Genomic DNA, 20,010 nt, shown 5'->3' with positions numbered 1-20,010 from the left:
GGTCCCGGAGCGTCACGCGGTCCACCTGCGGCGTCCGCCTCGCCCTCCGCCGCGAGCGGCACGTGTACGGGGCTGGAGACCTCTCGCCTTCGGCTCTATCGTGCGCTCGGTCGGCCGGCCCGTCGGGGAGGGGCGTGATCCGTATGCGGGTTCCCGTCGTCGAGCACGGTGTCCGGCGGCGGCGCGCCCGATGCCGGCGCGTGCTGTGGTGCGGTGCCGAACTCGTCTTCACAGCGGGCTTGTTGGGGTTGCTGTTCGTCGTCCATCAGCTGTGGTGGACCAACCGTGAGGCCCGGGAGGGCGCCGAGCGGAGGGTGGAGGCGCTGGAGCGGGAGTGGGCGGGGGGCCGCCCGTCCGGGGGTGGGGGTGTTCCCGGTGGCGCAGGTGAGGGGCTCGACCGTGGCGGTCCGCTCAATTGGACCGGCCCACGGGGGAGTTCGGGGAGGGGCGTGGACGGCGGTGCGGGGCCGTCCTCCCCGGGCGGGCGCGGTCCCGCTCGCTCCCAGGCCTACGCCGTCCTCAGCATCCCCCGTCTCCACCTCCGGGTCCCCGTCGCCGAGGGCACCGGAAAGCGGGGTGTCCTCAACAAGGGGTACGCCGGTCACTACAGCGGCACTCAGCAGCCGGGACAGCAAGGGAACTTCGCTCTCGCCGGGCACCGCAACAGCCACGGTGAGCCGTTCCGGTACCTGAACCGGCTGCGGCGCCAGGACATCGTCGAGGTGCGGACCGCGGCGGGGACGTACACCTACGCCGTCGATCTCGTCCTGCCGCAGACCTCGGCCCGTGACGCGGGCGTCCTGCGGCCCGTGCCCCGGTCGCTGGTCCATCCGGCCTACGGGTACGACCGTCCCGGCCACTACCTCACCCTCACCACCTGCACACCGGAGTACACCTCCAGATACCGGCTGGTGGTGTGGGCGACGCTGATCGCCACTCGGCTGCCCTGAACACGTGCGCGATCGGGTATACAGGTAGTACCCGTAGTACCCGAGGGGCCGAAGGGGCCACAGCGGGGCGCTACTTGAGAGTGAGGGGGAGGGCAGTGATCCGACAGCGGACCGGCATGCGGAACGTGCTTCCGCGTACCCTTCCCAGCCCCGTCGCCTCTTTCCTCTTCGTCCTTCTCGGTCTCGCCCTCCTCGCCCTCGACACCGGCGGCCTCTCCGTCACCGTCGCGCTCGCCGCGACCGCGACGGCCGCCGCCGGTGCGGCCTTCGCCGCGTGCCGTCTCGTCGCAGCCCGCTGCGCGCCCGCCGTGGCGCCCACCCGGGTGCGTACGGCCATCCGCGACCGGGACCGGCGTACGGCCTTCCTGCCTCAGCGTGATCCCGACGCCTCCGGGCGGTCCAGGCCCAGGGCGCCCGGTCTCGCCCTGCCGACGGCCGTCGCGTAGGGCACGAGCACCGCCTCCAGCACACCCGCACCCGTGTGCGCCCCGCGCGGGGCCGTCATGCCGACCGCACCTTTCCCGGCACGACGAGACCCCCCGGAGGGCTCCTCACCCATGTCCGTTCTCCTGTCCGCCTTCGTCCACCTCGTCGAGCGGTTCGCCGATCTGCTCACGCCCCTCTTCGGCGCCTCCGCGGCCGCGGCCGCGATCGTCCTGTTCACCGCGCTCGTACGGCTGCTCGTCCACCCCCTGTCCCGGGCCGCCGCCCGAGGCCAGAAGGCGCGGGCCGCGCTCCAGCCGCGCATCGCCGAACTGCGCCGCAAGCACGCGCGCGACCCCGAGCGACTCCAGCGGGCGGTACTGGAACTGCACGCGAAGGAACAGGTGTCCCCGCTGTCGGGCTGCCTGCCCAGCCTGCTCCAGGCACCCGCCTTCCTGCTCCTCTACTACGTCTTCTCGCACTCCTCGGTCGGCGGCGAGACCAACGACCTGCTGACCCACCGGCTCCTCGACGCACCCCTCGGCGACCGCTGGGCCGACGCCCTCACCGCCGGCGGGGTGTTCGGCGCGGCCGGGCTGGTCTACGTCGTGCTGTTCGCCGTCGTCACGGCGGTCGCGACCCTCAACTACCGGCTCGGGCAGCGGATGACGGCCACCGGCGCGGCGACGACCGCGGCCGCGGCCGGCGAGGAGGTGCCCGGGGCGGCCGCCGTCGCGAAGGTGATGCCGTTCCTGTCGTTCTTCACCCTCGTCACTGTGGCCGTCGTGCCGCTGGCCGCCGCGCTGTACGTGATCACCAGCACCGCCTGGAGCGCCGCCGAGCGCGCCGTGCTGTACCGGCCGGGGAGCGACAGCGCGCGGTCCAGTACGTGAACCGGGTCTTGTGGGGTGACCCGCCGGTCGGAAGGATCGGGCAGACCTCGACGACCGCGCGCGTCGGCGGACGGCCTGCCTCCAGGGAGACGATGACCATGAAGCTGCTGCGAGTCGGTACGGCGGGTGCGGAGCGCCCCGCGCTGCTCGACGCCGACGGGACCCTGCGGGACCTGTCCGGGATCGTGGACGACGTCGACGGCGCGCTGCTCGCCGACGACGAGGCCCTGGGCCGGGTCCGCGCCGCCGCCGAGGCCGGCGAGCTGCCCGCGCTGGACGCGACCGGGCTGCGCGTCGGGCCGCCGGTCGGCCGGATCGGCAAGATCGTGTGCGTCGGGCTGAACTACCACGACCACGCCCGCGAGACCGGCGCCGAGCCGCCCGCCGAGCCCGTGCTCTTCTTCAAGGCGGCGGACACCGTCGTCGGGCCGTACGACACCGTGCTCGTGCCGCGCGGCTCCACCAAGACCGACTGGGAGGTGGAGCTGGCCGTCGTCATCGGGCGTACGGCCCGCTATCTGGAGTCGGCCGAGGAGGCGCTCGCCCATGTCGCCGGGTACGCCGTCGCGCACGACGTGTCCGAGCGGGAGTTCCAGATCGAGCGGGGCGGGACCTGGGACAAGGGCAAGAACTGCGAGACGTTCAACCCGTTGGGGCCGTGGCTGGTCACCGCCGACGAGGTGCCCGACCCGCAGGCGCTGTCCCTCCGGCTCTGGGTCAACGGCGAGTTGAAGCAGGACGGGACGACGGCCGAGCAGATCTTCCCGGTCGCCGAAGTGGTGCGCTACATCAGCCAGTTCATGACCCTGTACCCCGGGGACGTCATCAACACGGGCACGCCCGCGGGGGTTGCCCTCGGGATGCCCGAGCCCAAGCCGTTCCTGCGGGCGGGGGATGTGGTGGAGTTGGAGATCGGGGGGTTGGGGCGGCAGCGGCAGGAGCTCAAGAAGGCGTGAGCGCTCCGCTGGGGTGCGCGGAATCGAGGGTTCGCGTGAGGCTGCGGGCCGTCCTGGGCTGGTCGCGCCCCGCGGCGGAGCCGCTGATGGCTACGGCCCCGCGCCCCTCAGGCGGGTCTCCTGGGCCCGTGTTCCCCGTTCAGGTCAGGAGGCTTGCCAGCCTTTGCCAGGAGTGCCTCGGGAGGGTGTCCCGTGGGGCTTCGTCCACTATCTGCAGGGCTACGTGGTCCGCGCCCGCCTGGTGGAACGCGTCGATCCGTTCGCGTACGCGGGTCTCGTCGCCCCAGGCGAAGAGCGCGTCGATCAGGCGGTCGCTGCCGTCGCCGGTGAGGTCGTCCTCGGAGAAGCCGAGGCGCAGGAAGCTGTTGGTGTAGTTCGGCAGGGCCAGGTACGGGGCGAGGGCGGTGCGGGCGAGGGCACGGGCGCGGGTCGGGTCGGTCTCCAGGACGACCTTGAACTCCGGGGCCAGCACGGGGCCTTCGCCGAGGGTCTCGCGGGCCTGGGCCGTGTGCTCGGGGGTGACCAGGTAGGGGATCGCGCCGGCGGCCCGGTCCCGGGACAGCTCCAGCATCCGCGGGCCGAGGGCGGCCAGCATCCGGGAGCCCGCGGGGGCGCCCGCCTCGTCCAGCTCGTCGAGGTAGCCGACCATCGCCGCGTACGGACGGCGGTAGCCCTCCACCCGGGGACCGTGGCTCACCCCGAGGCCCAGCACGAACCGGCCGGGGTGAGCCGCCTCCAGCTCGGCGAGACGCGCGGCGGAGTCAGCCGCGTCGTGCTGCCAGATGCTCTGGATGCTGGTGCCGACGACGATCTTCGAGGTCGCCTCGACGAGCGGCAGCGCGTTGGCGGCGGAGCTGTTGCCGCCCAGCCACAGCGCGCCGAACCCGAGCTCCTCCAACTCCGCTGCCGCCTCGGCTAGTTCGCCGCGCCGGGCCGGGTCCTCCGAGCGCAGGCCGACACTCCAGATTCCGTACCGTCCGATGATCTCCTTCATGGCAGGCGTCAACGACGGCGGACCCGGCGTTCATTCCTGCCGCAGGCCCCCGAGATACTCCTCCAGCGCCTCCACCACGAACCGGTGGTCGTCCAGTTGCGGCAGGCCGGACACCGTCACCGCGCCGATCACGCCGACGCCCTCCACACGGAGGGGGAAGGAGCCGCCGTGCGCCGCGTACACGTCGGGGTCGAGGCGGGAGGAGTCCTCGAAGGTCGTGCCCTTGGCGCGGAAGCGGGCCCCGACCAGGTAGGAGGAAGCGCCGTAGCGCTCCACCACCCGCCGCTTGCGGGCGATCCAGGCGTCGTTGTCGGGGGTGGAGCCGGGCAGGGCCGCGTGGAAGAGCTGCTGGCCCGCACGGTGGATGTCCACCGCGACCGGGGCCTGGCGCTCCCGGGCCAGCTCCACCAGCAGGGAACCCAGCGCCCAGGCGTCGTCGTGGGTGAACCGCCGGAACACCAGCCGCCGTTCCTGGGCCTGCAGCTCCTCCAGGGTCGGGGTGATCTCCGGGGTGAACTTGGGGGTCGACTCGTGGGTCACAGCGACACCACCACTCCGTCTCGCGCCGAACGGCGGGCCGCCTCGAGGACGTCGAGGGCGGCAGCCGCCTCCAGGGCGGTCACCGGGTTGGGTCCGCCGTCGATCAGTGCCCTGGCCACCTCCGCGTAGTAGGCCGGGTAGTCCCCGGGGACGGTCGGTACGGGGCTTCCGCCGCCGGTCAGCGGGGACTCCCCGGCGCCGATCCGACCCCAGAGGGACTTGGGCTCCTCGCCCCAGCCCGCCCCGGGGCGCAGGCCCTCGCGCAGGGCCGCCTCCTGCGGGTCGAGGCCGTACTTCACATAGCCGGCGCTCGAGCCCAGCACCCGGAAACGCGGGCCGAGTTGGGCGGTCGTCGCGGAGACGTGGAGGTGGGAGCGGACGCCGCCGGCGTGCGTGAGCGCGATGAAGGTGTCGTCGTCGGCCTCCGCGCCCGGCCGGCGGACGTCCGACTCGGCGTACACGGAGGCGACGGGGCCGAAGAGGGTGAGCGCCTGGTCGACGACATGGCTGCCGAGGTCGTACAGCAGACCTCCGATCTCCGCTGGGTCGCCCGACTCCCGCCAGCCGCCCTTCGGTTGCGGCCGCCAGCGCTCGAAGCGGGACTCGAAGCGGTACACGTCGCCGAGCGCGCCCTCGTCGAGCAGCTTGCGCAGGGTGAGGAAGTCGCCGTCCCAGCGGCGGTTCTGGAAGACCGAGAGCAGCAGGGAACGCTCCTCGGCGAGCGCGGCCAGCGCCCGGGCCTGCGCCGCCGTGCCCGCGATCGGCTTGTCGACGACGACCGGGAGGCCCGCTTCGAGCGCGGCGGTGGCGAGGGGCACGTGCGTCTTGTTCGGGGACGCGATGACGACCAGGTCCAGCTCGCCGGCGCGGGCGAGGAGCGCGTCGGGGGTCGCGGTGACGCGTACGTCCGGGAACTCGGCGCGGGCCTGGGCCTGCCGCTCGGGGTTGGAGGTGACCACCGTGTCCAGGGAGAGGCCCTCGGTGGCGGCGATCAGCGGGGCGTGGAAGACGGAGCCTGCGAGGCCGTAGCCGATCAGGCCCACGCGGAGGGGAGTGCCAGCAGTCATGCAGCCCACTTTCGCAACGCTGTTGCCAAAGTGCAAGTGCGGGAGACAATGGGCGTGTGAACGGGATGGACGACGAGGTGAGGCACGCGGGGGCGAGCGGCGACGGCCGCGCGCATGACACTGAACGGGATGCGGTCGGGTCCGGCGAGGGCTTCCGCGCGGTGCCGGGCACCGACGGCGGTGCGAACGGGGGAGGGCCGGGCGGAGCCCCCGCAGCCGGGCGTACGGCCGGTCGTACGGCGGGGCACGGCGTCGTGGGCGCGAACCTGCTCGGCGTCCGCAGCCACAACACCGCGCTCGTGCTCGACCTGCTGCGCTGTGCCGGACCGGACGGCATCAGCCGGCTCGAACTCGCCGAGCGCACCGGGCTCACCCCGCAGGCCGTCAGCAAGATCACCGCACGGCTGCGGGAGGAGGGGTTCGCCGCCGAGGCGGGCCGCCGGGCCTCCACGGGTGGCAAGCCGCGTACCGTCCTGCGGCTGGTGCCCGAGGCCGGGCACGCGGTCGGCGTCCATCTCGACCGGGACGAGCTGCGGGTGGTCCTCGCCGACCTCGACGGCGGGGTGGTGGGGGAGCGGTGTGTGCCGCTGGACCTGGGGGCGGGGGCGGAGGCCGTCGTGGGGGCGGTGGTCCGGGAGACGGAGGGGGTGGTGGCCGAGGCGCTGGGCGGTCCCGGCGGTCGCGCCGCCGCTCTCCTCGGCGTCGGCGGTCCCGGCGGTCGTGCCGCCTCTCGCCTCGGTGTCGGTGGTCCCGGCGGTCGTGCCGCCTCTCTCCTCGGCGTCGGCGTCGCCCTGCCCGGTCCCCTCGACCACGTCCACGGCGTGCTGCACCGGGTCACCGGTTTCCCCGAGTGGGACGGTTTCCCGCTGCGGGACGCGCTCGCGCGGCGGCTCGGGACGCCGGTCGTCGTCGACAAGGACACCAACGCCGCCGCCCTCGCGCTCGCCGTGGGCGGTGAACGCGGCTCCTTCGCCTACCTCCACCTCGGCACGGGGCTCGGCGCCGGCCTGGTGATCGGCGGGAGCGTGCACCGGGGGGCGCGGACCGGGGCCGGTGAGTTCGGCCACCAGGTCGTCCAGCTGGACGGGCCGCCCTGCCCCTGCGGGAACCGGGGCTGCGTCGAGGCCCTGTGCCTCGCGGCCATCGCCCGGGGTGACATGGCCGAGGCGGCCCGGGTGCTGGGGGTGGCCGCCGCGAACCTGGTCGGGCTTCTCGACATCGATCTCCTTCTGCTGGGCGGGCGGACGATCGAGGCCGCCCCGGACGCCTTCGTCGAGGGGGTCGCCGGGATACTCGCCGTCCACGCCGAGCGCGAGGGGGCCCCGGTGGAGCGGGTGCCCGTACGCCTCGCGCCGGGCGGGGCGCGCGGGGTGGCCGAGGGGGCGGCCCAACTGCTCCTCGCGCCGGTGTTCGGACGGGCGGGCGGCTGAGGGGTTCGGCAGGAGCCGGGGCCGAGCGCCCCCGAGGGGCACCCCGAACGGGCCGAGTCGGCCCGCCGAACGAGGGGACTTCGTACGGTCGTGCGGTGCGGCGCGGCTCCGCCGTGCCGTCGCTCCGGCTAGGTCATATGTTCATGCGACTGTGTACGCCCGTCTCCCTCCGCCTGGCCGCAGCCGCCGTTCTCGTACCGGTGTCCCTGCCCGCGTCCGTGTCCCTCCCCGAGCCCGCGTACGCCGCGCCGCCGGGTTCGTCCTGCGCCGGGGCGGACGCCGGAGCCTTCCCGCTCACCAGCCGCATCCACGGCGGCCCCGCCTCCTACCGGGCCGGCGGCGGATACGGCGTCTGGTATCTCGACCTGACCAACACCACCGGCCGGACCTGCACCGGCGTCCATCCCGTCGTCGTCCTCGTCGACTCGGCGCGCGCGCTGAAGCCGTCGCAGCCCCGACTGGAGTTCTTCGCCGACGGCCGGCCGCGTCCCGTCCGCTTCGAGACCACCGACGAGGACGAACTCGTCGGCGCCCTCATGGACCCACCCGCCGACCCCGGCGAAGGCGAAGCCACCGACCCCGACGCCGACCCCGCCGCCCCCTTCCCCGGCTTCACCGTCGCCCCCGGCAAGCCCCTCACCGTCAAGCTGCGCCTGTCGTTCACCTCGGACGCCGCGCCCGACACGGTCACCCTCAACGCGGCGGTCGTCCAGCGGCACGGTGACGACGGCGAGTGGATCGGGCAGTCGAACGACTACCGCTTCACCGTCGACGCCGGACCCCGCCGCCCGGCGCCCGCGACCAGCGCCCCCGCGACCACGGCCCCCGAGCCGACGGCCCCCGGCCGCACGCCGACCGGCACCACGGGCCCCACCGGACACCCCACCGGTACCGCCCCCGCCGACCCCGAGCCGTCCCCCTCGCCCAGCGGGACGCCGTCCTTCGCCGACGAGGCCGAGGAACTCGCCCTCACCGGCCTCGCCTCCCCGGCCGGCGTTCTCACCGTCACCGTCTGCCTCATCGCGGCCGGCGCCGCCCTCGTACAGGCCCGCCGCCGGCGCTGACCCACCGCCTCCGTGGGTACAGGCGGACCGACAGGGTCCGGATCACCCGGCGCTGACTAGGCTGGGGGCGTCGGCACGCCGTGGTTCCGGCGCCCCCGCCCCTGCCCGTACGCACGCCAGGAGACGCACCACATGGCAGACCGCAAGCCCATACAGTCGTGGCTCACCGACATGGACGGGGTGCTCATCCACGAAGGCGTCCCGATCCCCGGCGCCGACTCCTTCCTGAAGAGGCTGCGCGAGTCGGGCAAGCCGTTCCTCGTGCTGACCAACAACTCGATCTACACCCCGCGCGACCTGCACGCCCGGCTGCGCCGCATGGGCCTGGACGTGCCGATCGAGAACATATGGACGTCGGCGCTGGCCACCGCCCAGTTCCTGGACGACCAGCGGCCCGACGGGTCGGCGTACGTCATCGGCGAGGCCGGTCTGACCACGGCGCTGCACGACATCGGCTACATCCTCACCGACCACGAGCCGGACTACGTCGTCCTCGGCGAGACTCGCACCTACTCCTTCGAGGCGATGACCAAGGCCGTACGGCTGATCAACGACGGCGCCCGTTTCATCTGCACCAACCCGGACGAGACCGGCCCCTCCACCGAGGGCCCGCTGCCCGCCACCGGCGCCGTCGCCGCGCTGATCACCAAGGCGACCGGCAAGAAGCCGTACTTCGCGGGCAAGCCCAACCCGCTGATGATGCGCACCGGGCTGAACGCCATCGGCGCGCACTCCGAGACCAGCGCGATGATCGGCGACCGCATGGACACCGACGTGCTGGCCGGCATGGAGGCCGGGATGCAGACGTTCCTGGTGCTCACCGGGCTGACCCGGCCCGACCAGGTCGAGGGCTTCCCGTACCGCCCGTCCCAGGTCGTCGACTCCATCGCGGACCTGGTCGACCGGATCTGACCCGGGCGGGCGACTCGTCCCGGCCCTCGTCACTCCCACGCCACCCCACTCACCCGATCGGCGTACCCGCCCCCCCGCTGGAGGTGCGGTGACCGGCGCCCGGGAGGAGCCTCCAGGTAGCTGGGAGGTTCACGATGAGTTCACTGAAAGTCGCTCTCTGTGCGGGAGCCGCCGCCCTCACCGCGGCACTCGGTCCGACGGCCCACGCGGCGGACGGGGAGGGCGGAAGAGAAGGCGTCTCGGTGACGCCCTCGACGCCCTCTCTGGGCTCCGAGGTGTCGTTGGAGGTGAGCGGCTGCCGTGGGACGACCGGCACCGCGGTCTCGGCCGCCTTCGTCTCGGCGGCCCGGCTCGTCGGCTCCGACGGCAACGTCCTGGCCGGTGAGACCCGGATCCGCACCTCGCTCCGCACCGGGTCCTACGGTGTGACGATCACCTGCGCCGACTTCCGGCTCGAGAAGAAGATCGTGATCGTCGCAGGGCCGGCCGGCCGCACGGAGAACGGGCAGTCCGACGACGACGACACCGACGGCGGCGCGTCCGACGGGACGAAGTCCGACGACACCACCGCCTCCGCCTCCGCCCCCGCCTCCCCCGTCGCCCCCGTCCTCGCGGGCGGCGGCGGCGCGGCTCCGCTCGCATCCGCCGACGAGGGCCGCGTCCGGAGCCCCGGCGCCGCCCACGCCGTCACCGGCCTGGTCCTGGCGGGCGCGGCCACCGTCGCCGTGGCGCTGCGCACCGTACGGCGGCGCAGCGGAGCGGGATGACGGCGGCCGGCCGGGAGCGCTCCTCCGGGCGTCTGCTCACCGCGCTGGCCTGGGTGGTGCTGCTGCTCGGGCTGTGGCTGTGGGGGCGTGAGGCGACCGGGGTGCGGCCCGGGGCGTCCACCGCCGCCACCGGGGACGTGACCGGTGCGGGCCGCCCGGCCGGCATGCCGCTGCCCCCCGCCGCCGAGCCGCTGCGGGGCGCGCTGCCGCGGCGGGTGGACATCCCGGAGCTCGGGGTGCAGGCCCCGGTGGTCGCCCGCGGCCTGGACGCGCGCGGCGCGATCGACCCGCCGCCCTACGACCAGGCGGGCGTCGTCGGCTGGTACGCGGCCGGCGTACGGCCCGGCGCCGTCGGCACCGCGCTGATGGTCGGGCACGTCGACACCGAGACCCGGCCGGCCGTGTTCTACAAGCTGAGCACGCTGAAGGCCGGCGGGACGATCCGCGTCGCCCGTGACGACGGCAAGATGGCCGAGTTCACGGTGGACGACGTCGCCGTCGTCCCGCGAGTGGGTTTCGACGCCCGCCGGGCCTACGGGGTGCGCGAGCCGGGCCGCGCCGAGCTGCGGCTGATCACGTGCGGTGGCGCCTTCGACCGGGTGAGCCGCAGCTACACGGCCAACGTGATCGTGTCGGCGTACCTCACGGGCACGCGGGCCTGACGAAGCGGCGTGGGGCGTGACGAAGCGGCGTGGGGCCTGACGCGGCGGAGACGGTCGGAGGCGCAGCGAAAAGCCCCCCGCTTCCGCGAGGGGCTTCCGTGTCGTGCGCCGCCAGGGACTCGAACCCCGGACCCGCTGATTAAGAGTCAGCTGCTCTAACCAACTGAGCTAGCGGCGCCTGCTGACGTCGACAACTCTACAGGACGTACGACGGTGCTCCCGACCACGTCCGCCCGGCCGCCCGCGGGGGCCGCGTACGTCATTCGGACCGTCAGCGGGCGCGTTCGCCCCACAGTTGGGAAAGACTGGCGAACGTGCACATCGCGGACATTTCCATCTGGAGTGTGAGGGGAAGCGCATGGAGACTCCGGTGTTCGAGGAGGTCGATCCCGCGAGCGACTGCGACTGCCCCGGATGCGTCCACCAGCGGCGGCTGACCGCGCGCCCCCGGTCCGCAGGGTTCGCCGGCCGTCCGGCCGCCCAGCGGGCGGTCGTCGTCGCGACCGCCGCCTCGGCGGCGCTCGGCGCGGGGCAGGCCGCCCCCGCGCTCGCCGCACCGCACGCGCCCGGCCGGCCGGGCGTCCCCGTGGACGACGAGCCGCAGACCCCGCAGGGCCACAAGGCGCCGCTGCACGGGCCCGGCGGCAAGCCGGCGCTGCCGGCGGACACCGTGAAGACGCCGGCGACCACCCGGGCGGAGATCATCCGACGGGCCCAGACCTGGGTCACGGCGCAGGTGCCTTACAGCTTGAGCGCCTTCTGGCCCGACGGGTACCGGCAGGACTGCTCGGGCTATGTGTCGATGGCCTGGGGGCTCCCCGGCAACGAGTGGACGGGCAGCCTCCACCAGTTCGCGACGCGGATCACGAAGGCGGAGCTCCAGCCCGGCGACATGCTGCTCTTCCACAACCCCGACAACCCGGAGAACGGGTCGCACGTGATCCTCTTCGGCGGCTGGACGGACAGCACCCGCACCTACTACGTCGCCTACGAGCAGACCCGCCCGCACACCCGCCGGCTGGCGACCCCCTACGCCTACTGGTCCAACTCCGACCGCTACGTGCCCTACCGCTACAAGGGCCTCACCGCGGGCACGGCGGCGCAGGAGACCGGCAAGGCCCCGGTGAGCGTGGGCGCGGGCGCGCAGTACGAAGGCTCCGCGTCCGCGTACCCGGGGCACGGCTACTTCGGGCCGGGCGCGAACAACCCGTTCGTGACACTGCTCGGCCAGCTCCTCGTCGAGCGCGGCGCCGACCACTTCTACGCCTCGGGGCCGGGTCCGCGCTGGTCGGAGGCCGACCGCAGGGCCACCCAGGCCTTCCAGCTCGCCCAGGGCTGGAGCGGCGCGAACGCCGACGGGGTGCCCGGCCCGAGCACCTGGCGGCTGCTGGCCGCCGGCACGGGCAGGGACATCCCGCTCGGCGCGCCGCTGCCGCCCGCCTCGTCGGCGGCCCATGCGGGGCCCGCTTCCGCCGCCGCACGCGCCCCCGCCTATCCGGGCCGGGGCGTGTTCCGGCCGGGGGCCGCGGGCGCGCATGTCACCCAGCTGGGCCGGCAGCTCGTGAAGAAGGGGTTCGGCCGGTTCTACGCGAAGGGACCCGGCCCGCGCTGGGGCGAGGCGGACCGGCGTGCCGTCGAGGCCTTCCAGCGCGCCCAGGGCTGGCGCGGCGGCGCGGCGGACGGCTACCCCGGGCCGGAGACCTGGCGGAGGCTCTTCTCATAGGCGGACCCGCGCGGCGGGCTCGTGCGCGGGGCCCGCCGGCGGGGCCCGACGCGGGCTCACAGGCGGAGCCCACAGGCATCCCTTCACTGTCATGACGTATCTGGCGCGGAGGCTGGAGGCACGCATGAGCACGACCGACACGACCACTCCCCAGACGCCCGAGCCCGAGGGGCCCACCCCCCGGCCCGTCCGGCTGATCCACAACGAGGCGACCACCGAGATCCCCGTCCACCTGCTGTTCCGCGACGAGCCCGAGCCGCGGCCGGTGCCCCTCGGGCCCGCCGTCGTCGGCAGCCGGGCCGGCACCGGCGAACAGCCGCGGCTGCGGGGGACGGGGGAGCAGCCGAGGTTCCGCAGGCCGCTGCCGGCGCGGGAGCGGCCCCTCGCGGAGGTCGACCCCGACCTCGTCGAGCGGCCCGCCCGGGTGCTGCCCGGGGCGGCGGGCGTGGCCGCCGGCGCCTGCGGCGCGGTCGGCTGTGTGGCCGCCTCGTGGTGGGCGGGGGTCCTGCCGCCGGTGGTGGTGGAGGCGCTGCGGCTGCCCGGGTACGCGGGGGCCGGACTGGGCCCCGCGCAGTGGGCGGCGTACGCGGGGGCGGGCGCCCTCGGCCTCTTCGGGTTCGGCGGGCTGGCCCGCGGGCGGACCGGGCGGGCCTGGACGTTGGCGCTGTTCGGCCGCTACCGGGGGACGGTCCGGCGGACCGGGCTGCTGTGGGTGAACCCGCTGCTGCTGCGCCGCCGGGTCGACGTGCGGCTGCGGCACTGGCGCAGCGAGCCGATGCCGGCCGCGGACGGCAACGGGGTGGCGTTGCGGGTGGTGGCGCTCGTGGTGTGGCGGGTGCGGGACACCGCGCGGGCGACGCTGGGCGTGGAGGACCACGAGACGTATCTGCGCGAGTGCGTGGAGGCGGCGATCGCCCGGATCCCGGTGGAGACGCCGGGTTCGGGGCGGGGGTCGGTGGAGGCGGCCGGGGAGGCGCTGACCCGGCGGGTGGCGCGGGACGCGGGCGCGATCGGCCTGGAGGTGTTCTCGGTGCAGCCGGTCAGGGTGGAGTACGCCCCGGAGGTCGCCGCCGCGATGAACCGCCGCCGGATCGCCGCGCTCGACGCCCAGCACCGGGCGACCGTGCTGACCTCGGTCGTCGACTCGGTGGAGGACACGGTGACCCGGCTGACCATGCGGGGGCTGGTGGAGCTCGACGACTACGAGCGCAAGGCGCTGGTGAAGGACCTGACGGTGGCGTTCTGCGCGGGCCGGGGGGAGCAGTCGCCCTGACGGCGGAGGAACCCTGAGCCTCCCTTGAGCTCCCCCGGGCCCGCGTACGGGTACGTTCCCCGCACGCCGGTACGACCGCCCGGCGCACGGAACCGGGGGAACTCATGGAAGCCTTCTTCTACGTCGTGCCGTCGCTCATGATCGCGGGCGTGCTCTTCGTCCTGCACCGCGCCCTTCGCCGCACCCGGCAGGTGAACGCGGCCTGGAGCAGCGGTGTCACGGCGGAGGGTCGCTGTCTGCGGACCTACACGCGCACCAGCGGCGGTGGCGACAGCCCGGTGCGCACCACGCTGCACCACGTCTACGAGTTCACCGCGCGCGACGGCCGTTGCGTCCGCTTCGACGAGGGCGGCGGTCCGGGCACCACCCTCGAAGGCGACGTCGTCACCGTGTACTACGTGCCGGACCGGCCGGAGGGGGCGACGGCGCTCACCCCGCGACGCGGCGCGCTGATGGCCGGCGCCGGTTGCATGACGGCCTTCTGCGCCGTGTTCATCGCCTTCTGCGTGGGCTTCATGGCAGTCGCGCACACGATGTTCTCCGTCGGCGGCGACCTGCTGCCCTGACGAAGGCGCCGGCCTCTCTCCACATTTGACGGAGCGTCAGTTATCTTGCGCCTCCATGGAGTCCATGGGGAGCGCCGGGACCGTCGCCGAACTCGTCGCCGCCCGGTGGGGTGACCACCGGCCGGGGCTGTGGTGGGAGGACGGCGTCCTCACCCACCACGAGTTCGCGGCCGGGGCCGCCGCGCGGGCGGCGCTGCTGGACGAGCTGTTGCCGCCCGGCGTGCCACCGCACATCGGGGTGCTGCTCGACAACACCCCCGAGTTCCCGCTCTGGTTGGCGGCCGCGGCCCTCGCCGGGGCGGCCGTCGCCGGGATCAACTCCACCCGGCGCGGCCCGGAGCTCGCCCGGGACATCCTGCACACCGAGTGCCGGCTGCTGATCACCGAGCAGGCCCGGCTCCCCCTCCTGCGGGGGCTGGACCTGCCCGGGGTCCGCCTGTTGATCACCGGCACGCCGGAGTACGGGGAACTGCTCGCCCCTTGCGCCGGCGCCCGCCCGGACCCCTCCCGGGCCGCCCTCGCCGACCGGCTGCTCCTGTGCTTCACCTCCGGTTCGACCGGCGCGCCCAAGGCCGCGCTCTGCAGCCAGGGCCGGCTGGCCGCCGCGGGCCGTTCCCTCGCGGCGCGGTTCGCGGTGACGCCGGACGACGTCCACTACGTGTGCATGCCGATGTTCCACGGCAACGCCGTGATCGCGGACTGGGCGCCCGCGCTGGCGGCCGGGGCGGGCGTGGCGCTGCGGCGGCGGTTCTCGGCGTCGGAGTTCCTGGCGGACGTACGGCGTCACCGGGCGACGTACTTCACCTATGTGGGCCGGGCGATCCAGTACGTGCTGGCCACCGAGCCGGGCCCGCACGACCGGGACCACCGGCTGCGGCTCGGCTTCGGCACCGAGGCGGGGGCGGTGGACGCGGCGGCGTTCGAGCGGCGGTTCGGGGTGCGGCTGGTCGAGGGGTACGGCTCCTCGGAGGGCGGCGCGGCCGTGCAGTGGTCGCCGGGGACGCCGGCGGGCGCGGTCGGGAGGGCGGGGCCCGGCCTCGTCGTCCTCGATCCGCACACGCGCGCAGAGTGTCCGCCGGCCCGGTTCGACGCCGCCGGGCGGCTGCTCAACGGGGAGGAGGCGATCGGTGAGCTGGTGAACCGGGGGCCGAACCCCTTCGAGGGCTACTGGCGCAACCCCGGCGCGGAGGCCGAACGGCGCAGGGGCGCGGACGGCGCGTACTGGACCGGCGACCTCTTCTGCCGCGACGCGGACGGCTACCTCTACTTCGCGGGTCGCACCGACGACAGGCTGCGCGTCGACGGCGAGAACCTGGCCGCGGCGATGATCGAGAACATCCTCGCGCGCTACGAGGGGGCGCTCGCGGTCGCCGTCTACGCGGTGCCGGACCCGGTGACCGGGGACCAGGTGATGGCGACGCTCGCCGGGGAGTTCGAACCGGAGTCGTTCGCCGCGTTCCTGCGGGACCAGCCCGACCTGGGGACGAAGATGGCGCCCCGGTTCGTGCGGGTGGTGGAGAAGATGCCGGTCACGGCCACCGACAAGATCCAGCGGGCGCGGCTCAGGCGTGAGGGCCTGCGGTGCGCGGACCCGGTGTGGTGGCGGCCGCCCGGCGAGGGGACCTACCGCAGACTCACCCCGGAGGACGCCGAAGGGCCCCTCGTTTGCACGAGGGGCCCTTCATCGGTGCGCCGCCAGGGACTCGAACCCCGGACCCGCTGATTAAGAGTCAGCTGCTCTAACCAACTGAGCTAGCGGCGCATGACTCCCGCCCACCGCGTTCCCGCGGCCGGCGACGAAGAAAATAATACCTGGCTTGGATGGGTGCTCCGGACCACCGGCCGGGGCTCCCGGCGGAAGCCGCCGACAGGGGCTCCCGGCCGGGGTCTCACAGGACCAGCGAGAGCAGTACCGGCGTCGCGCCGTGGTTCAGCGTGTCCGCGGCCCGGCGCAGCCGGTGGGCGTGCTCCACGGGCAGCGACAGCGCCAGGCAGCCCGCGGTGCCGCCGGCGGTGATCGGCACGGCCGCGCAGACCGTGCCCACGGCGTACTCCTGGAGGTCGAGCACGGGGACGGTGGGCGGCTGGGACTCCAGACGGGAGAGCAGCAGCTTGTCGCTGGTGATGGTGCGCGAAGTAAGCCGGGCCATCTTGTGCCGGGAGAGATGGTCGCGCCGGCCGTTGTGGTCGAGCTGGCCGAGCAGGCTCTTGCCGAGCGCGGTGGCGTGCGCGCAGGAGCGGAAGTCGACGTACTCGTTGACCGCGGGGGTGGCCGGGCCGTCGGCGTACTGCGTGACGGTCACCTCGCCGTCGACGTACCGGCTGACGTAGACGGCGGCGCCGACCCGGTCGCGCAGCTCGTCCAGGACGTGCTGGAGCTTGTCGCGCAGCGCCTGCTCACGCCGGTGCGCGGAGCCCAGGCGGGTCAGGGCGGCGCCGGTGACGTAGGCGCCCTCGGCGAGCTGCTCCACGTACCCCTCGCGGCGCAGCATCCGCAGGAGCGGGGTGAGCCGGCGGCTGCCGAGGCCGGTCCGGCGGGCGAGGTCGGCGTCGGTGACGCCGCTGCTGTGCCGGGCCACTGTCTCCAGGACGCGCAGGGCGTCCTGGGCCGAGTGGTACGGCGCGGTCGGCTCGTGCGTCAGCGCCACGGTCTCCCCCTGCGGTCGCTTTCCGGGCTGATCCTGACGGCGAATCAAGTCCACGATAACGGCCGAGGGGGCGGCGGGGAGGGGGTGTCGGCGAGAATCCGGGGCGTCCCGCTCGCAGCGCGTGCTCAGCGGGTCACAGGACGGCGCCGAGGAACTCCCTCGTGCGCTCCTGTTCCGGGGCGCTGAAGATCTTCTCCGGGGGACCGGACTCGATGACCCGGCCGGAGTCGAACATCAGGACCTGGTCGGAGATGTCCCGGGCGAAGTTCATCTCGTGGGTCACGCAGAGCATCGTGATGTCGGTGGAGCGGGCGATGTCCCGGAGCAGGTCGAGGACGCCGGCGACCAGCTCGGGGTCGAGCGCCGAGGTCACCTCGTCGAGCAGCAGGATCTGCGGCCGCATGGCCAGCGCCCGCGCGATCGCCACCCGCTGCTGCTGCCCGCCGGACAGCCGCGACGGCTTGGCGTCGCACTTGTCGGCGAGGCCCACCATGTCCAGCAGCTCGCGCGCCCGCTCCTCCGCCTCGTCCTTGGACAGGCCGAGGACGGTCACCGGGGCCTCCGTGAGGTTCCTCAGCACGCTCATGTTCGGGAACAGGTTGAACTGCTGGAACACCATCCCGATCTTCTTGCGGACCTCGCGGACCTGCTTCTCCGGAGCGGGGAAGAGGCGCTGCCCGTCGACGGTGATGGTGCCCTCGTCGGGCTTGGTCAGGGTCATCAGCAGCCGCAGGATCGTCGTCTTGCCGGACCCGGAGGGGCCGATCAGCGTGACGTGCTGGCCCGGCTGCACGGAGAAGTCCAGGTTGTCGAGGACGGTGTTGTCCCCGAACCGCTTGGTGACCTGCTCCAGGCGTATCAGCTCGGTGCCCTGCGGCACGGTGTCGGGTGTGGTCTTGCTGGTCTCAACGGACAAGGCGTCGCTCCAGGGTGCGCAGGAGGAGGGAGGCGAGATAGGAGATGACGATGAAGGCCACGCCGATCACCGTCAGCGGCTCGGTGAACTGGAAGTGCTCCTGGGAGAAGAGCCGGGCCCGGCCCAGCAGGTCCAGGACGGTGATCGTCATCAGCAGCGGGGTGTCCTTGAGCATCGCGATGACGTAGTTGCCCAGCGCCGGCACCACCCGGCGGACCGCCTGCGGCAGGATCACCGCGCGCCAGGTCCTCGTCCTCGGCAGGTTCAGCGCCGTCGCCGCCTCCCACTGGCCGACGGGAACCGCGTCGATGCCGGCCCGGTAGACCTGCATCGTGTACGTCGAGTAGTGCAGGCCGATCGCGAGGACCCCGGTGGCCAGCGCGGACAGGGTCACGCCCCACTCGGGCAGCACGTAGAAGAGGAAGAACAGCTGCACCAGCAGCGGAGTGTCGCGGACGAACTCCGTGACCACCCCCACCGGCCACTGCACCCATCGCGTCGGCGTCCGCATCAGCAGCGCCCACACCAGGCCCAGCGAGAAGGAGATCAGCGAGCCGAGGACCAGCGCCTGGAGGGTGACGAGCAGGCCGTCCCAGAACATCGGCATGAAGTCGGAGACGGCGCTCCAGTCCCAGTTCATCGGACACCCGCCTTCAGGTGGTGCTCGAGACCGCGCATCACCCGCGTCAGCAGGAAGGCGATGACGAAGTACAGGAGCAGGACGTACGTGTAGATCTCCGCGCTCTCCTGGAGCGCCAGGCGCACCAGGTTGCCGCTGAAGGCCAGGTCGCCCATGCCCATGACGGACACCAGGGCGGTGCCCTTGAGCAGCTCGATCAGCAGGTTGGAGAAGGGCGGGATCATCTCCGGCACCGCCTGCGGCAGCAGGATCTTGCGCATGCGCTGCCCGGGCGTGAAGCCGAGCGCGATGCCGCCCTCCGCCTGGGCGGGGTTGACGGCGCCGAGCGCGCCGCGGACGATCTCCGAGCCGTACGCGCCGTAGGTCAGGCCGAGCGCGAGCGTGCCCGCCCACATCGGCACCAGCTGCCAGCCGAAGGCGGGCGGCAGCACGAAGAACACCCAGAAGATCATGACGAGTGCCGACGTGCCGCGGAACACCTCGGTGTAGAAGCCCGCGAGGAAGCGGACGATCCACCGCCGGTGGTTGCGCGCGATCCCGACGGTGAACGACACGGCCGCCGCCAGCAGGGCGCTGAAGAAGAGGAGTTGGACGGTCGTCCAGATCCCGCGCAGGACGAGGTCCCAGAGTCCGGAAGTCATCCTCGGCAGAGCTCCTTGGCCGTGAGGTCGGTCATCTCCGCCTCGGTGAACCCGAAGGGCTTCAGGATGCGCAGCAGCTCGCCGCTCTTCTTCAGCTTGCGCAGCTCGACGTTGAAGGCGTCCCGCAGCTTCGTCTCGGTCTGCCGGAACGCGAACGCGCCGCCGTCCACGTGCGGTTTGCCGCCCACGATCGGCTTGAAAGGCTTGGTCGCCTCCGCCTTCGCGGACTTCTTCACCACCTCACGGGTGGTCACCGCCGTCCCCGCGAACACGTCGACACGGCCCGCCTCGACGGCGTTCAGACCGGCCACCTGGTCCGGCACGATCAGGATGTCGCTCTCCTTGTACCCCGCCTCGACGGCGTACTGGATCTCCGCGTAACCGGTACCCGTGGCGAACTTCGCCTTCTTCTCCACGACATCCCGGTAACTGTGAAGATTCTTGGGATTTCCCTTCCGCACGATGAAGGAATCGAGCATCTGGTAGTCGGGGTCGGCGAATATCACCTGCCCGCAGCGTTCCGGGGTGACGTACATACCGGCGGCCACGACATCGAACTGCTGGGAATTCAGCCCCGGAATGAGGGAACCGAACTCGGTGGGCACGGGCTGCACCTCGTCGATGCCGAGCCGCTTGAATATCACCCGGGCCAACTCCGGCGCCTCGCCGGTCAGCCGGCCGTCCTTGTCGATGTACCCGAAGGGGATCTCACCGGCGATCCCGAGCCGTACGACCCCCTGGGCGCGCAGCCGTTCCAGCAGGTCACCGCCGGGTTCGGTGGAGGCCTTGGCCACGCGTGAGCAGCCCGCGGCACCCAGCGCGCCGAGCGCCGCCACCCCCGCGAGCAGCGACCGTCGGCTTGTGCCCGTCGACGACCGTGGGCTTTGTCTGACATACCTGTTCGGTGGAGCCATGGCGGCGCGGCTACCCGGGACGACACGACTT

General features: G+C 73.5%; 21 protein-coding genes and 2 tRNA genes. 13 read left to right on the top strand and 10 right to left on the bottom strand.

Features of this window, described 5'->3' with window-relative positions:
* The first annotated feature begins 143 nt into the window (after window positions 1-143).
* The 4 genes from ACFYXA_RS29705 to ACFYXA_RS29690 all read left to right on the top strand — a co-directional run bounded on the left by ACFYXA_RS29705 (window position 144) and on the right by ACFYXA_RS29690 (window position 3,222).
* Complete coding sequence (locus ACFYXA_RS29705; protein ID WP_389038627.1) at window positions 144-950, top strand: class E sortase; 807 nt, start codon at window positions 144-146, stop codon at window positions 948-950.
* Window positions 951-1,066: 116 nt separating this feature from the next.
* Window positions 1,067-1,396, top strand: a complete 330-nt coding sequence (locus tag ACFYXA_RS29700) for a DUF6412 domain-containing protein (RefSeq protein WP_352251414.1) — start codon at window positions 1,067-1,069, stop codon at window positions 1,394-1,396.
* Window positions 1,397-1,519: 123 nt separating this feature from the next.
* The gene (locus ACFYXA_RS29695) at window positions 1,520-2,266 is read left to right on the top strand and encodes a YidC/Oxa1 family membrane protein insertase (RefSeq protein ID WP_389038904.1); all 747 of its coding nucleotides are present in this window, start codon (window positions 1,520-1,522) and stop codon (window positions 2,264-2,266) included.
* Between the two features lie 98 nt (window positions 2,267-2,364).
* On the top strand, window positions 2,365-3,222 hold the full coding sequence (locus ACFYXA_RS29690; protein ID WP_389038623.1) for a fumarylacetoacetate hydrolase family protein: 858 nt from the start codon (window positions 2,365-2,367) through the stop codon (window positions 3,220-3,222).
* Window positions 3,223-3,361: 139 nt separating this feature from the next.
* Here ACFYXA_RS29690 and ACFYXA_RS29685 read toward each other — a convergent pair whose 3' ends face one another.
* The 3 genes from ACFYXA_RS29685 to ACFYXA_RS29675 are packed head-to-tail and all read right to left on the bottom strand — an operon-like array spanning window position 3,362 to window position 5,823.
* The gene (locus ACFYXA_RS29685; protein WP_352251410.1) at window positions 3,362-4,216 is read right to left on the bottom strand and encodes an LLM class F420-dependent oxidoreductase; all 855 of its coding nucleotides are present in this window, start codon (window positions 4,214-4,216) and stop codon (window positions 3,362-3,364) included.
* 30 nt (window positions 4,217-4,246) lie between these two features.
* On the bottom strand, window positions 4,247-4,756 hold the full coding sequence (locus ACFYXA_RS29680) for a heme-degrading domain-containing protein (RefSeq protein WP_389038619.1): 510 nt from the start codon (window positions 4,754-4,756) through the stop codon (window positions 4,247-4,249).
* Window positions 4,753-5,823: a Gfo/Idh/MocA family oxidoreductase gene (locus ACFYXA_RS29675; RefSeq protein ID WP_389038616.1), complete on the bottom strand. Its 1,071-nt coding sequence runs from the start codon at window positions 5,821-5,823 to the stop codon at window positions 4,753-4,755. The genes ACFYXA_RS29680 and ACFYXA_RS29675 overlap by 4 nt, the downstream gene beginning before the upstream one ends.
* Before the next feature lie 254 nt (window positions 5,824-6,077).
* On the opposite strand from ACFYXA_RS29675, the gene ACFYXA_RS29670 reads away from it, so the two are divergent.
* The 5 genes from ACFYXA_RS29670 to ACFYXA_RS29650 all read left to right on the top strand — a co-directional run bounded on the left by ACFYXA_RS29670 (window position 6,078) and on the right by ACFYXA_RS29650 (window position 10,658).
* Window positions 6,078-7,253, top strand: a complete 1,176-nt coding sequence (locus ACFYXA_RS29670) for an ROK family protein (RefSeq protein WP_389038901.1) — start codon at window positions 6,078-6,080, stop codon at window positions 7,251-7,253.
* Window positions 7,254-7,390: 137 nt separating this feature from the next.
* Window positions 7,391-8,317, top strand: a complete 927-nt coding sequence (locus ACFYXA_RS29665; protein ID WP_389038613.1) for a hypothetical protein — start codon at window positions 7,391-7,393, stop codon at window positions 8,315-8,317.
* Between the two features lie 132 nt (window positions 8,318-8,449).
* On the top strand, window positions 8,450-9,229 hold the full coding sequence (locus ACFYXA_RS29660) for an HAD-IIA family hydrolase (RefSeq protein WP_352251403.1): 780 nt from the start codon (window positions 8,450-8,452) through the stop codon (window positions 9,227-9,229).
* A gap of 134 nt (window positions 9,230-9,363) precedes the next feature.
* The gene (locus ACFYXA_RS29655; protein ID WP_389038608.1) at window positions 9,364-9,996 is read left to right on the top strand and encodes a hypothetical protein; all 633 of its coding nucleotides are present in this window, start codon (window positions 9,364-9,366) and stop codon (window positions 9,994-9,996) included.
* A complete protein-coding gene (locus tag ACFYXA_RS29650) occupies window positions 9,993-10,658 on the top strand; it encodes a class F sortase (protein WP_352251399.1) in 666 nt (221 codons plus the stop codon). Before ACFYXA_RS29655 ends, ACFYXA_RS29650 begins: the two co-directional genes overlap by 4 nt.
* A gap of 104 nt (window positions 10,659-10,762) precedes the next feature.
* Here ACFYXA_RS29650 and ACFYXA_RS29645 read toward each other — a convergent pair.
* A tRNA-Lys gene (locus ACFYXA_RS29645) sits at window positions 10,763-10,836 on the bottom strand.
* Window positions 10,837-11,016: 180 nt separating this feature from the next.
* On the opposite strand from ACFYXA_RS29645, the gene ACFYXA_RS29640 reads away from it, so the two are divergent.
* From ACFYXA_RS29640 to ACFYXA_RS29625, 4 genes are all read left to right on the top strand, one after another.
* Entirely contained in the window at window positions 11,017-12,381 is a 1,365-nt protein-coding gene (locus ACFYXA_RS29640) for a peptidoglycan-binding protein (protein WP_389038604.1), read from the top strand.
* A 124-nt stretch (window positions 12,382-12,505) separates the two neighbouring features.
* Window positions 12,506-13,654, top strand: coding sequence for an SPFH domain-containing protein (locus tag ACFYXA_RS29635; protein WP_389038601.1), 1,149 nt, complete (start codon window positions 12,506-12,508; stop codon window positions 13,652-13,654).
* 104 nt (window positions 13,655-13,758) lie between these two features.
* Window positions 13,759-14,220, top strand: coding sequence for a DUF3592 domain-containing protein (locus tag ACFYXA_RS29630; RefSeq protein WP_389038597.1), 462 nt, complete (start codon window positions 13,759-13,761; stop codon window positions 14,218-14,220).
* A gap of 55 nt (window positions 14,221-14,275) precedes the next feature.
* Window positions 14,276-15,943, top strand: coding sequence for an AMP-binding protein (locus tag ACFYXA_RS29625; RefSeq protein ID WP_389038594.1), 1,668 nt, complete (start codon window positions 14,276-14,278; stop codon window positions 15,941-15,943).
* Here ACFYXA_RS29625 and ACFYXA_RS29620 read toward each other — a convergent pair.
* The 6 genes from ACFYXA_RS29620 to ehuB form a co-directional block, all read right to left on the bottom strand.
* A tRNA-Lys gene (locus ACFYXA_RS29620) sits at window positions 15,909-15,982 on the bottom strand. The genes ACFYXA_RS29625 and ACFYXA_RS29620 overlap by 35 nt on opposite strands.
* A 127-nt stretch (window positions 15,983-16,109) precedes the next feature.
* Window positions 16,110-16,868 (bottom strand): IclR family transcriptional regulator, encoded by a 759-nt coding sequence (locus ACFYXA_RS29615; protein ID WP_389038590.1) that lies wholly within the window; start codon window positions 16,866-16,868, stop codon window positions 16,110-16,112.
* A gap of 133 nt (window positions 16,869-17,001) precedes the next feature.
* Window positions 17,002-17,784, bottom strand: a complete 783-nt coding sequence (gene ehuA / locus ACFYXA_RS29610; protein WP_389038585.1) for an ectoine/hydroxyectoine ABC transporter ATP-binding protein EhuA — start codon at window positions 17,782-17,784, stop codon at window positions 17,002-17,004.
* The gene (gene ehuD / locus ACFYXA_RS29605; RefSeq protein ID WP_130436608.1) at window positions 17,774-18,424 is read right to left on the bottom strand and encodes an ectoine/hydroxyectoine ABC transporter permease subunit EhuD; all 651 of its coding nucleotides are present in this window, start codon (window positions 18,422-18,424) and stop codon (window positions 17,774-17,776) included. Before ehuD ends, ehuA begins: the two co-directional genes overlap by 11 nt.
* On the bottom strand, window positions 18,421-19,065 hold the full coding sequence (gene ehuC, locus ACFYXA_RS29600; protein ID WP_352249656.1) for an ectoine/hydroxyectoine ABC transporter permease subunit EhuC: 645 nt from the start codon (window positions 19,063-19,065) through the stop codon (window positions 18,421-18,423). The genes ehuD and ehuC overlap by 4 nt, the downstream gene beginning before the upstream one ends.
* Window positions 19,062-19,979 (bottom strand): ectoine/hydroxyectoine ABC transporter substrate-binding protein EhuB, encoded by a 918-nt coding sequence (gene ehuB, locus ACFYXA_RS29595; RefSeq protein ID WP_352249658.1) that lies wholly within the window; start codon window positions 19,977-19,979, stop codon window positions 19,062-19,064. Before ehuB ends, ehuC begins: the two co-directional genes overlap by 4 nt.
* Between the last annotated feature and the right edge of the window lie 31 nt (window positions 19,980-20,010).

This window comes from Streptomyces sp. NPDC002566, from assembly GCF_042889585.1.
Lineage (GTDB): Bacteria > Actinomycetota > Actinomycetes > Streptomycetales > Streptomycetaceae > Streptomyces.
Note: the sequence above shows the minus strand (reverse complement) of the source record. Positions and strands in the feature narration are given on the sequence as shown.